General features: G+C 61.5%; 10 protein-coding genes. 9 read left to right on the top strand and 1 reads right to left on the bottom strand.

Annotation, left to right across the window (positions count from 1 at the left end):
- Nucleotides 1-11 precede the first annotated feature (11 nt).
- The 9 genes from BKX96_RS14295 (at nucleotide 12) to BKX96_RS14255 (ending at nucleotide 10,627) form a co-directional block, all read left to right on the top strand.
- The gene (locus tag BKX96_RS14295) at nucleotides 12-740 is read left to right on the top strand and encodes a response regulator (protein WP_046816611.1); all 729 of its coding nucleotides are present in this window, start codon (nucleotides 12-14) and stop codon (nucleotides 738-740) included.
- Nucleotides 730-2,199, top strand: a complete 1,470-nt coding sequence (locus BKX96_RS14290; RefSeq protein WP_046816612.1) for an ATP-binding protein — start codon at nucleotides 730-732, stop codon at nucleotides 2,197-2,199. The genes BKX96_RS14295 and BKX96_RS14290 overlap by 11 nt, the downstream gene beginning before the upstream one ends.
- Before the next feature lie 219 nt (nucleotides 2,200-2,418).
- On the top strand, nucleotides 2,419-3,678 hold the full coding sequence (locus BKX96_RS14285) for a D-mannose isomerase (protein WP_077184319.1): 1,260 nt from the start codon (nucleotides 2,419-2,421) through the stop codon (nucleotides 3,676-3,678).
- Nucleotides 3,679-3,795: 117 nt separating this feature from the next.
- Nucleotides 3,796-5,094, top strand: a complete 1,299-nt coding sequence (locus tag BKX96_RS14280) for an ABC transporter substrate-binding protein (RefSeq protein ID WP_046816614.1) — start codon at nucleotides 3,796-3,798, stop codon at nucleotides 5,092-5,094.
- Between the two features lie 156 nt (nucleotides 5,095-5,250).
- Nucleotides 5,251-6,159, top strand: coding sequence for a carbohydrate ABC transporter permease (locus tag BKX96_RS14275; RefSeq protein ID WP_008032969.1), 909 nt, complete (start codon nucleotides 5,251-5,253; stop codon nucleotides 6,157-6,159).
- A complete protein-coding gene (locus BKX96_RS14270; RefSeq protein ID WP_046816615.1) occupies nucleotides 6,152-6,997 on the top strand; it encodes a carbohydrate ABC transporter permease in 846 nt (281 codons plus the stop codon). The genes BKX96_RS14275 and BKX96_RS14270 overlap by 8 nt, the downstream gene beginning before the upstream one ends.
- Before the next feature lie 3 nt (nucleotides 6,998-7,000).
- Complete coding sequence (locus tag BKX96_RS14265; RefSeq protein ID WP_046816616.1) at nucleotides 7,001-8,161, top strand: ABC transporter ATP-binding protein; 1,161 nt, start codon at nucleotides 7,001-7,003, stop codon at nucleotides 8,159-8,161.
- Between the two features lie 151 nt (nucleotides 8,162-8,312).
- Nucleotides 8,313-9,659, top strand: a complete 1,347-nt coding sequence (locus tag BKX96_RS14260) for a carbohydrate porin (RefSeq protein WP_046816617.1) — start codon at nucleotides 8,313-8,315, stop codon at nucleotides 9,657-9,659.
- A gap of 113 nt (nucleotides 9,660-9,772) precedes the next feature.
- The gene (locus BKX96_RS14255; RefSeq protein WP_046816618.1) at nucleotides 9,773-10,627 is read left to right on the top strand and encodes a D-hexose-6-phosphate mutarotase; all 855 of its coding nucleotides are present in this window, start codon (nucleotides 9,773-9,775) and stop codon (nucleotides 10,625-10,627) included.
- A gap of 144 nt (nucleotides 10,628-10,771) precedes the next feature.
- Here BKX96_RS14255 and BKX96_RS14250 read toward each other — a convergent pair whose 3' ends face one another.
- Entirely contained in the window at nucleotides 10,772-11,632 is an 861-nt protein-coding gene (locus BKX96_RS14250; protein ID WP_173668879.1) for a MurR/RpiR family transcriptional regulator, read from the bottom strand.
- Between the last annotated feature and the right edge of the window lie 104 nt (nucleotides 11,633-11,736).

The following is an 11,736-nucleotide window of genomic DNA, read 5'->3' as shown; positions in this document are numbered from 1 at the left end:
GACGCCTTCCTGTGAGCTCAGTCAACAAGTCGATTTTGTTGGTCGATGACGATCAAGAGATACGCGAGTTGCTGGACACCTACCTGACCCGCGCCGGTTTCCAGGTACGGACCACGCCCGATGGTGCAGGCTTTCGCCAGGCCCTCAACGATGCGCCCAGCGACCTGGTGATCCTCGACGTGATGCTGCCGGACGAAGACGGTTTCAGCCTGTGCCGCTGGATTCGCCAGCACCCGCGTCAGTCACAGGTGCCGATCATCATGCTCACCGCCAGCTCCGACGAGGCCGATCGGGTCATCGGCCTGGAACTGGGGGCCGACGACTACCTGGGCAAGCCCTTCAGCCCACGGGAATTGCAGGCGCGCATCAAGGCCTTGCTGCGCCGGGCCCAGTTCGGCCAGGGCTCCGGCGGCGAAGTGCTGGCCTTCGATGACTGGCGTCTGGATATGGTCAGTCATCGCCTGTTTCACATTGACGGTGAAGAGGTGATTCTGTCCGGTGCCGATTTCGCCCTGTTGAAGCTGTTCCTCGACCACCCCCAGGAAATCCTTGACCGCGACACGATCGGCAACGCCACCCGCGGCCGGGATCTGATGCCCCTCGACCGCATCGTCGACATGGCGGTCAGTCGTCTGCGCCAGCGTCTGCGCGATACGGAAAAGCCACCGCGACTGATTCGCACCGTACGGGGCAGCGGCTATCAGCTGGCAGCCAGTGTGGTTGCCGCCAATGGTCACTGATTTCCTGCGCAAGCTGGCCGGCCGCGTGCCGGTGCCGCGCTCGCTGCTCGGGCGCATGTTGCTGCTGACCTTGCTCGCGGTGTTGTTCGCCCAGACCTTGTCGAGCGTGATCTGGGTCTCTCAATTGCGTGCGACCCAACTGGAAGGCCTGGTCACCAGTGCGCGCAGCCTCGCTCACTCGATGAACGCCAGCGTCAGTTACCTGCGCTCGTTGCCGGTGGCGTATCGCCCGTTGGTGCTCGACCAGTTGCGCAGCATGGGCGGCACACGGTTCGTGGTGACGCTCAATGACAAACCCCTGGGCATGGAAGTGTTGCCGATCACGCCACGCAAGGAGGCGGTGATCAAGGCCGTGGATCAGGTGCTGCGCCAGTCCCTGGGCCAGGACACCGACATCTCGGTGACCTTTGTCAGTCCCGAAGACCTGCGCATCTTCAACGGCGGTCTCAAGCTCGACGAATTGCCGCGTTCCTGGGCGCACTACGCCCTGACCCTGGAGCCGGTGAACCCGCCGGTGCTGGTCACGCAGATCCAGATGGCGCCAGGTGAATGGCTGTACATCGCCTCGCTATTGCCTGAGCCTTACACCAGCCTTGAAGAACAGGGCCTGCCGGCGCAGCAAGTGTGGTTCATCGTCCTCACCAGCGGCTTTTTGCTGTTGTTCATCGGTCTGCTGGTGCACTGGCAAAGCCGGCCGCTCAAGCGCCTGGCGCGGGCGGCGCGGGACCTGTCGCTGGGCGCCGACGTCGAGCCGGTGGCCGAAGGCGGCGGCAGTGAAGTGGTCGAAGTCGGCCGCGCCTTCAACACCATGCGCGAGCGCATCAGTCGTTACCTGACCGAGCGCAGCCAGTTGTTCAGCGCGATTTCCCACGATTTGCGCACGCCGATCACCCGGCTGCGGCTGCGTGTCGAACTGCTCGAAGACGAAAAGATACAAGCCAAGTTCAGTCGCGATCTGGATGAGCTGGAGTTGCTGGTCAAGGGCGCGCTGCAATGTGTGAAAGACACCGACATCCATGAAAATATCGAGCAGGTGGATCTCAATCATGTGCTGGAGTGCCTGGTCGAGCCGTACCTGTCACCCACCGGCAACGGTCGCGTGACCCAGCACGGACGCGCGCTGGCGGCTTATCCGGGCAAGCCGCTGGCGCTCAAGCGGTGCATCGGCAACCTGATCGACAACGCCCTGAAATACGGCCAGAACGCCCACCTGCACATTGATGACGACGACAGCGCGTTTGTCCTGCATGTCGACGATGAAGGACCTGGGGTTCCCGAGCAGCGGCTGGAGCAGGTGTTCGAACCGCACTTCCGCCTGGCCGGGCAGCAGCAGGGGTATGGGTTGGGGTTGGGGATTGCGCGCAATATTGCCCATAGTCATGGCGGTGAGGTGAGTTTGCAGAATTTGCGTGAGGGCGGGTTGCGGGTGACCCTGCAGTTGCCCCGCAGCATTGATTAGCGATACCACGTTATCGTTCTTCGCGAGCAAGCCCGCTCCCACAGTTGGAATGCATTCCCATGTGGGAGCGGGCTTGCTCGCGAAGGCGTCAGATCATTCAACACAATTCCAAACGATAAATGTCACAACTCGGTGACATAACTCGCCCCCTTCGTTACAAGCCCGCCACCGCCCGTTGTTTAGACTGCCCCACAGTCATAACAACAAAAAAGGCACCCCATGGACTCCTTTCAACCCGCCTTCAGCAGCTGGCTGAACGCCTCCGCCCATCAGCAATGGCTCGCCGCCGAAGGCTTGCGCCTGCTGGCGTTTGCCAAGGCCTCGAAGCTCCCTGAAGGCTTCGGCAATCTCGACGAGCGCGGTCACCTGCCGGCCGATGCGCAAGCACAAACCATGAACACCGCGCGTATGACCCACAGCTTCGCCATGGCCCACATCCAGGGTCTGCCGGGTTTTGCCGAGCTGGTGGATCACGGCATCCAGGCCCTGCGCGGGCCGTTGCGCGATGCCGTGCACGGTGGCTGGTTCGCGATGGCCGAGCACCGTGACGGCAACACCGGCAAGAACGCTTACCTGCATGCCTTCGTGGCCCTGGCCGCGAGTTCCGCGGTGGTCGCGCAACGGCCCGGCGCGCAGGCCTTGCTCGACAACGCGATCGACATCATCGACAGCTATTTCTGGAGCGAAGACGAAGGCGCCATGCGCGAATCCTTCAACCGCGACTGGAGCGAGGAGGAGGCGTACCGAGGCGCCAACAGCAACATGCACGCCACCGAAGCCTTCCTCGCCCTGGCCGATGTCACCGACGACAATCGCTGGTTGTGCCGCGCCCAGCGCATCGTCGAGCGGGTGATTCATGCTCATGCCGCGGCCAATGACTACCTGGTGGTCGAGCATTTCGACCGCGCCTGGCAACCGCTGCGCGAGTACAACCGCGACAACCCGGCCGACGGTTTCCGTCCCTACGGCACCACGCCGGGCCACGGTTTCGAATGGGCCCGATTGCTGTTGCATCTCGAAGCGGCGCGGGTGCGCGCCGGCATGCTTACGCCGGGCTGGTTGGCCACCGACGCGCAAAAACTCTTCGAGCACAACTGCCGCCACGGCTGGAACATCGATGGGGCGCCGGGCCTGGTCTACACCCTCGACTGGGATAACCAGGCAGTGGTTCGTCATCGCCTGCACTGGACCCATTGCGAAGCCAGCGCCGCCGCCAGTGCCTTGCTCAGGCGCACGGGCGATGAGCAATACGAACACTGGTACCGACAGTTCTGGGAATTCTGCGACAGTCATTTCATCGACCGCGAAAACGGCAGCTGGCACCACGAACTCGACCCGTTGAACCGCCCGAGCGGCGATATCTGGGCCGGCAAACCCGACCTCTATCATGCCTGGCAAGCGCTGCTGATCCCGCGCCTGCCGCTGGCGCCGAGCATGGCCAGTGCGCTGGCGGCGTCGTCCCAGAGCGGTTCTATGTAACCATGCGGTGACATTCGCGCGTCCCTTCGTTACCTGCGAAGGGCCGTCCCCTGTTTAAAATCTTCTGCAGCGCAAGCACCAGACTTGCATGCATAACAACAAGAAAGGTACTTCTCGATGAATGCGATTTCTCGCCTCGCTACTGTCATTTCTCTCGCCTCCCTGTCTGCGCTTCCTCTCAGTGTGCTTGCCGCCGAATCCAAAGGTTCCGTGGAAGTCGTTCACTGGTGGACCTCGGGTGGTGAGAAAGCAGCGGTCGATGTGCTCAAGGCTCAAGTCGAAAAAGACGGTTTCACCTGGAAGGACGGCGCAGTCGCCGGTGGTGGCGGTTCCACGGCCATGACCGTACTCAAGAGCCGCGCCGTGGCGGGTAACCCGCCGGGCGTCGCGCAAATCAAAGGACCGGACATCCAGGAGTGGGGCAGCACGGGCTTGCTCGCCACCGACACGCTGACAGAAGTCGCCAAGTCGGAAAACTGGGATGGCCTGCTGTCGAAAAAAGTCTCCGACACCGTGAAGTACGAGGGCGACTACGTGGCCGTGCCGGTGAACATCCACCGCGTCAACTGGCTGTGGATCAACCCTGAAGTGTTCAAGAAAGCCGGGATCGACAAGGCCCCGACCACCCTCGAAGAATTTTATGCCGCTGGCGACAAGCTCAAGGCAGCAGGCTTCATCGCGCTTGCCCACGGCGGCCAGCCTTGGCAGGACAGCACCGTCTTCGAAGACGTAGTGCTGTCGGTCATGGGCGCTGACGGTTACAAGAAAGCCCTGGTCGACCTGGACCAGAAAACCCTCTCCGGGCCGGAAATGACCAAGTCGTTCGCCGAGCTGAAAAAGATCACCGGCTACATGGACCCGAACCGCGCCGGTCGTGACTGGAACATCGCCGCCGCCGACGTCATCAACGGCAAGGCCGGCATGCAGATGATGGGCGACTGGGCGAAAAGCGAGTGGACCGCGGCGAAGAAAGTCGCCGGCAAGGACTACCAGTGCGTGGCGTTCCCGGGCACCGAAAAAGCCTTCACCTACAACATCGACTCCCTGGCGGTGTTCAAGTTGAAAGCCGATCGCAAGGGTGACATCGCTGCCCAGCAAGACCTGGCCAAGGTCGCCTTGGGTACCGACTTCCAGAAAGTCTTCAGCATCAACAAGGGTTCGATCCCGGTACGCACCGACATGCTGAACGAGATGGACAAGCTCGGCTTCGATTCCTGCGCGCAAACCGCGGCCAAGGACTTCCTGGCGGACGACAAGACCGGCGGCCTGCAACCGAGCATGGCGCACAACATGGCCACCTCCCTGGCCGTTCAGGGCGCGATCTTCGACGTGGTCACCAACTTCATGAACGACAAGGACGCAGACCCGGCCAAGGCCAGCGCCCAACTGGCGTCGGCGGTCAAAGCAGCCCAATAACTCCTGACACAGCCTGACCCCATGTGGGATCGGGCTTGCTGGCGAAAGCGGTGTATCAATCGACATTGATGTTGAATGTCAGTCCGCATTCGCGAGCAAGCCCGCTCCCACAGGGGATCACCGTGTCGACTCAATTCTCTTCACTGGATTATCCCGATGAGCTCTGTGGCGGTTTTCAGCAAAGCCTCACCGTTCGATGCGCTGCAACGCTGGTTACCCAAGTTGGTACTCGCGCCGAGCATGCTGATCGTGTTGGTTGGCTTCTACGGTTACATCATCTGGACATTCATACTGTCCTTCACCAATTCCAGCTTCATGCCGAGCTACAAGTGGGTCGGCCTGCAGCAATACATGCGCCTGATGGACAACGACCGCTGGTGGGTCGCGAGCAAGAACCTGGCGCTGTTCGGCGGCATGTTCATCGGCATCAGCCTGGTGCTGGGCGTGTTCCTCGCCGTGCTGCTGGACCAGCGCATTCGCAAGGAAGGCTTCATTCGCACCGTCTACCTGTACCCGATGGCACTGTCGATGATCGTCACCGGTACCGCGTGGAAGTGGCTGCTCAACCCCGGCCTGGGCCTGGACAAGATGCTGCGTGACTGGGGCTGGGAAGGCTTTCGTCTGGACTGGCTGGTGGATCAGGATCGCGTGGTCTACTGCCTGGTGATCGCCGCCGTGTGGCAAGCCTCGGGGTTTGTCATGGCGATGTTCCTCGCCGGCCTGCGCGGTGTCGATCAGTCGATCATCCGTGCCGCGCAAGTCGACGGTGCGAGCCTGCCGACCATCTACCTCAAGATCGTGCTGCCGAGCTTGCGCCCGGTGTTCTTCAGCGCCTTCATGATCCTCGCGCACATCGCGATCAAGAGCTTCGACCTGGTGGCGGCGATGACCGCGGGCGGTCCCGGTTATTCGTCCGACCTGCCGGCAATGTTCATGTACTCCTTCACCTTCAGCCGTGGCCAGATGGGCATCGGTTCGGCCAGCGCCATGCTGATGCTCGGCGCCGTGCTGACCATTCTCGTGCCGTACCTGTACTCCGAGCTGCGAGGCAAACGCCATGACTAATCAACTCGGCAAACCAACCCTGAGCTTCAGCCGCGTGGCGATCTACGCCACCCTCCTGTTGGCAGCGGCGGTGTACCTGATCCCGCTGATCGTGATGCTGCTGACCAGTTTCAAATCTCCGGAAGACATCCGCACCGGCAACCTGCTGAGTTGGCCGACCGTGATTGACGGCATCGGCTGGATCAAGGCCTGGGACGTGGTCGGCGGCTACTTCTGGAACTCGGTGAAGATCACCGTGCCAGCGGTTCTGATCTCCACGTTTATCGGTGCAATGAACGGCTATGTGCTGTCGATGTGGCGCTTCCGTGGCTCGCAACTGTTCTTCGGCCTGCTGCTGTTCGGTTGCTTCCTGCCGTTCCAGACCGTGCTGTTACCGGCCTCGTTCACCCTCGGCAAGTTCGGCCTGGCCAACACCACGACCGGCCTGGTGCTGGTGCACGTGGTCTATGGCCTGGCGTTCACCACGCTGTTCTTCCGCAACTACTACGTGAGCATTCCGGATGCGCTGGTGAAGGCCGCGCGGCTCGATGGCGCGGGCTTCTTCACGATCTTCTGGAAGATCCTGCTGCCGATGTCGATCCCGATCGTGATGGTCTGCCTGATCTGGCAGTTCACCCAGATCTGGAATGACTTCCTGTTCGGCGTGGTCTTCGCCAGTGGCGATGCCCAGCCAATTACCGTGGCCCTGAACAACCTGGTCAACACCAGCACCGGGGCCAAGGAATACAACGTTGATATGGCCGCCGCGATGATCGCCGGGCTGCCGACACTGCTGGTCTACATATTCGCTGGCAAGTATTTCCTGCGTGGGCTGACGTCCGGCGCGGTCAAGGGGTAGAAGATGGCAACTCTCGAATTACGCAACGTCAACAAGACTTACGGCGCCGGTTTGCCGGACACCCTGAAAAACATCGAGTTGAAGATCGATGATGGGGAATTCCTGATCCTGGTCGGCCCCTCGGGCTGCGGTAAATCCACGCTGATGAACTGCATCGCCGGCTTGGAAACCATCAGCGGCGGGGCGATCCTGGTGGACGACGCCGACATCAGCGGCATGAGCCCGAAAGATCGCGACATCGCCATGGTGTTCCAGTCCTACGCGCTGTACCCGACCATGAGCGTGCGCGACAACATCGCCTTCGGCCTGAAGATCCGCAAAATGCCGACCGCCGAAATCGACGAAGAAGTCGCCCGGGTGTCCAAGTTGCTGCAGATCGAACACCTGCTCGGCCGCAAGCCCGGGCAACTCTCCGGTGGCCAGCAACAGCGCGTGGCGATGGGCCGTGCGCTGGCGCGGCGGCCGAAGATCTATCTGTTCGACGAACCGCTGTCCAACCTCGACGCCAAGCTGCGGGTCGAGATGCGCACCGAAATGAAACTGATGCACCAGCGCCTGAAAACCACCACGGTCTACGTGACCCACGACCAGATCGAAGCCATGACCCTGGGCGACAAGGTGGCGGTGATGAAGGACGGGATCATCCAGCAGTTCGGCACGCCGAAGGACATCTACAACAACCCGGCCAACCTGTTCGTGGCGAGCTTCATCGGCTCGCCGCCGATGAACTTCATCCCCCTGCGCCTGCAGCGCAAGGACGGTCGCCTGCTGGCGCTGCTCGACAGCGGCCAGGCCCGTTGCGAGCTGCCGCTGGGCATGCAGGACGCAGGCCTTGAAGACCGCGAAGTGATCCTCGGCATGCGTCCGGAACAGATCGTGCTGGCCAATGGCGAACCCAACGGCCTGCCGAGCATTCGCGCCGAAGTGCAGGTCACCGAGCCGACGGGGCCGGACACCCTGGTGTTCGTCAATCTCAACGACACCAAGGTCTGCTGCCGCCTGGCGCCGGACGTGGCGCCGCAAGTGGGCGAGACCCTGACGTTGCAATTCGATCCGGCGAAAGTGCTGCTGTTCGATGCCAAGACCGGGGAGCGCCTGGGGGTGGCTGGCGCGCCGAAAACCGAATCACACAGCGCCAACGTAGCCCAGTTCAAAGGCCGCTGAAGATCATTGTAGGAGCCGGCTTGCCGGCGAAGGCGGTGTGCCTGATACGCCGCGTCGCCTGCTTCGCTGGCAAGCCAGCTCCTACAGGGGGTAACCGTCGTAACCGCGTTAGAAAAACAAAAGTTAATAACAATAAGACGAGGATGTAGGGATGAAAAAGAACAACAACGCTCAGCGAATCTGCCGGTTGTCAGCGATTGCTGCGCTGAGCCTGGCCGGTAGCGTGCACGCGGCTGAAGCGTTTAGCCCGGATTCGGAGTGGATGACGGGCGACTGGGGTGGCGAGCGGACCAAGCTGATCGAGCAGGGCATCGACATCAAGATGGACTACGTCGGTGAAGTGGGCGGTAACCTCCACGGCGGCTTCAACGATGACAAGACCGCTCGCTACAGCGACCAGTTTGGCCTGGGCGCGGCACTGGACCTGGAGAAACTGTTCGGCTGGGACAACACCCAGGCCAAGATCCAGCTCACCAACCGTAACGGCGAGAACATCTCCAATGATCGTATCGGCGACCCGCGTGCCGGCACGTTGAGCTCCTCCCAGGAAGTCTACGGCCGTGGGCACATGGTCCGGCTGACCCAACTGTGGATCAAGCACCAGTTCTTCGACAACAAGCTCGACATCAAGGCCGGTTACTTCGGTGAAGGTGAAGACTTCAACACCTTCCCGTGCGAATTCCAGAACCTGGCGTTCTGCGGCTCCCAGGTGGGCAACTGGGCCACCAACATCTGGTACAACTGGCCGGTCAGCCAGGCCGCGATCCGCGTGAAGTACAACTTCTCGCCTGAGTGGTATGCGCAGATTGGTGCGTACAACCAGAACCCGAGCCAACTGGAGCACGGCAACGGCTTCAAGCTTAGCGGTAGCGGTACCGAAGGCACCGTGCTGCCGGTGGAGTTGGTCTGGTTGCCTAACCCCAACAAACTGCCGGGCGAATACCGTGTCGGTTACTACAAAAGCACGGCCAGCGCCGACGATGTCCTTGAAGACGACAACGGCAACAATGCGGCCACCAGCGGTAACGCCTATCGCAGCCACAGCAGCAAGCACGGCTACTGGTTCGTGGCGCAACAGCAACTCACCAGCCACAACGGTGATGCCACCCGCGGTCTGAACATCGCCGCCAACGCCACGTTCCACGACAAGGACACCAACATCGTCGACAACTACCAGTCGCTGATGTTTGTGTACAAAGGCCCGTTCGATGCGCGTCCGAAAGATGACATGGGGATCGGTTTCGCCCGTATCCATGTCAACGACGACGTGAAGAAAAACGCCCAATTGGTCAACGCCTCCAATGGCGTCAGCGACTACAACGATCCGCTGTTCTCGCCGCTGCGCGACACCGAATACAACTACGAACTCAACTACGGCTTCCACGTGACCAACTGGCTGACCGTGCGTCCCAACCTGCAGTACATCACTCACCCAGGTGGCGTGGATGAAGTCGATGACGCTTTGGTCGCCGGCCTGAAAATTCAGTCGGTGTTCTAACGCGACTGCGATAAGCTCCTCTCCCTGTGCGCATTTTGCGGACGGCCATGGCTGTCCGCTTTTTTTTGCGGGCCGCGCACCCCGGTAACAGATGATTTTCAGGACCGTGGCACATGCTTGAGCATCCGCTACAACGCTTCTTCAAATCCTTGCGTGAACGGCCGGTGTTTGCGTGGGAGCGCTATCAGAAGCGCGACGTGTTGGTGATCGATCATCCGCTGTGTCAGGCGGTGTTCAGTCGCCAGGGCGCGCAGTTGCTGCACTTTCAGCCCAAGGGCCAGAAACCCTGGCTGTGGTGCGCGGCGAAGTGGCCGCAGGTCGGGGCCATTCGCGGTGGCGTGCCGGTGTGCTGGCCATGGTACGGCCGTCATCCGAGCGAAAACGCCTGGCCGTCCCACGGGTGGGCGCGTTTGCTCGACTGGAAATTGATCGACAGCCGTAGCGATGACGATGGCGTGCGCCTGCATTGGCAGCTGGAGCTGTGCGACTGGCAGGTAGACCTGCACGCGCTCCTGGGTGAGCGCATGGATCTGCGCCTGAGCACCGAGCATCAGGACGACATGCCGTGCCAGTTGAGCCAGGCTTTGCACGCTTACTGGCGTATTGGTGACGTCGGTGAGGTAGCGCTGTCTGGGCTCGATGGTGCGCAAGGTTACGACCAGTTGAACCGGCAGGTTTGCCAGCAGGAAGGCGAGTTGCGCGTCGACGGCGGCTGCCAGCGGGTGTTCCAGCATGACGGCGAATTGCAGCTCAACGATCACGCCTGGGAGCGGGCGTTGTGCATCGATACGGGCGCCAGCGCCGACACCGTAGTCTGGCATCCGGGCTCACGGCCACTGTTGGGCGTGAGCTGGAACGAGATATCCGAATTCGTTTGCGTGGAGGCTGCGAGTGGTGGCACCGATAGCCTGTGCCTGAAGCCGGGAGAGCGGGCGCATTTGAGTTTGCAGGCGCGAGTGGGGGTTTAGCTCTGGATCTTGGGGTGTCCGGGCTGGCCCCTTCGCTGGCAAGCCAGCTCCTACAGTGTCCATGTCGGGCACAAAAACTGCGACCGACGCTGAACCTGTAGGAGCGGGCTTGCCAGCGATGAGGCCAGGTCCGGCAATAGAGATCTAATTGAACTCGTCACCTACCGGATACCGGCTGGCATTCAAGCTCTCCTTGATCTTGCGCAAATGCGGCTGGAAATCCACTCCGCGACGCAAGGTCATGCCTGTGGCGAGCACGTCCAGCACGGTCAGCTGAATGATCCGCGAAGTCATCGGCATGTAGATGTCAGTGTCTTCCGGCAGCGGGATGTTCAGGCTCAAGGTACTGGCCTTGGCCAGGGGCGAGTTCTCGGCAGTCAGGCCCAGCACCGAAGCGCCGTTTTCCCGAGCGATGCGCGCCACTTCCACCAGTTCGCGGGTGCGGCCGGTGTAGGAAATGATCACGAACAACTCGCCCGTGTGCGCCACCGAGGCAATCATGCGCTGCATGAGCACATCGGCATGGGCGGTCACGGCCAGGTTGAAGCGGAAGAACTTGTGCTGTGCGTCCAGCGCCACCGGGGCCGAGGCGCCGAGGCCGAAGAAGTGGATCTGCCGGGCCTGGATCAACAGGTCGACGGCGCGGCTGATCAGGTTCGGGTCCAGCGCCTGCAGGGCACTGTCCAGGGAGGCGATGGCGCTGCCGAAAATCTTCTTGGTATAGGCTTCAGGATTGTCATCAGCCTCGACCGCACGGCTGACATAGGCCGCGCCACTGGCCAGGCTTTGGGCCAACTGAAGCTTGAGCTCGGGGTAACCGCTGACGCCGAACGAACGGCAGAAACGGTTGACCGTCGGTTCGCTGACGGACGCCGCCTGGGCGAGGGCGGCGATGCTGAAGCGGGTGGCCTGCTGTGGATTGAGCAGGATCACCTCGGCCACTTTGCGTTCGGCCTTGTTCAGCTCTTCAAGGCGACTCTGGATTTGCTCCAGCAAATTTCGCACGCGGTCCATATAAGTATCCTTTACACCTGCGCCGATAAGCGCGCGGCTAATGCAAAAAGGGCCTTTGGTGAGGCCCGTAACGGTGGCCTATCCTACTGATGGCT

This window comes from Pseudomonas putida, from assembly GCF_001976065.1.
In the GTDB taxonomy this organism is placed as follows: Bacteria; Pseudomonadota; Gammaproteobacteria; order Pseudomonadales; family Pseudomonadaceae; genus Aquipseudomonas; species Aquipseudomonas serbica.
Note: the sequence above shows the minus strand (reverse complement) of the source record. Positions and strands in the feature narration are given on the sequence as shown.

Excerpts from the sequence above, each read along its gene's own strand:
- BKX96_RS14290 (WP_046816612.1), top strand. The coding sequence starts at position 730 with ATGGTCACTGATTTCCTGCGCAAGCTGGCCGGCCGCGTGCCGGTGCCG.
- BKX96_RS14285 (WP_077184319.1), top strand. The coding sequence starts at position 2,419 with ATGGACTCCTTTCAACCCGCCTTCAGCAGCTGGCTGAACGCCTCCGCC.
- BKX96_RS14280 (WP_046816614.1), top strand. The coding sequence starts at position 3,796 with ATGAATGCGATTTCTCGCCTCGCTACTGTCATTTCTCTCGCCTCCCTG.
- BKX96_RS14275 (WP_008032969.1), top strand. The coding sequence starts at position 5,251 with ATGAGCTCTGTGGCGGTTTTCAGCAAAGCCTCACCGTTCGATGCGCTG.
- BKX96_RS14270 (WP_046816615.1), top strand. The coding sequence starts at position 6,152 with ATGACTAATCAACTCGGCAAACCAACCCTGAGCTTCAGCCGCGTGGCG.
- BKX96_RS14265 (WP_046816616.1), top strand. The coding sequence starts at position 7,001 with ATGGCAACTCTCGAATTACGCAACGTCAACAAGACTTACGGCGCCGGT.
- BKX96_RS14260 (WP_046816617.1), top strand. The coding sequence starts at position 8,313 with ATGAAAAAGAACAACAACGCTCAGCGAATCTGCCGGTTGTCAGCGATT.
- BKX96_RS14255 (WP_046816618.1), top strand. The coding sequence starts at position 9,773 with ATGCTTGAGCATCCGCTACAACGCTTCTTCAAATCCTTGCGTGAACGG.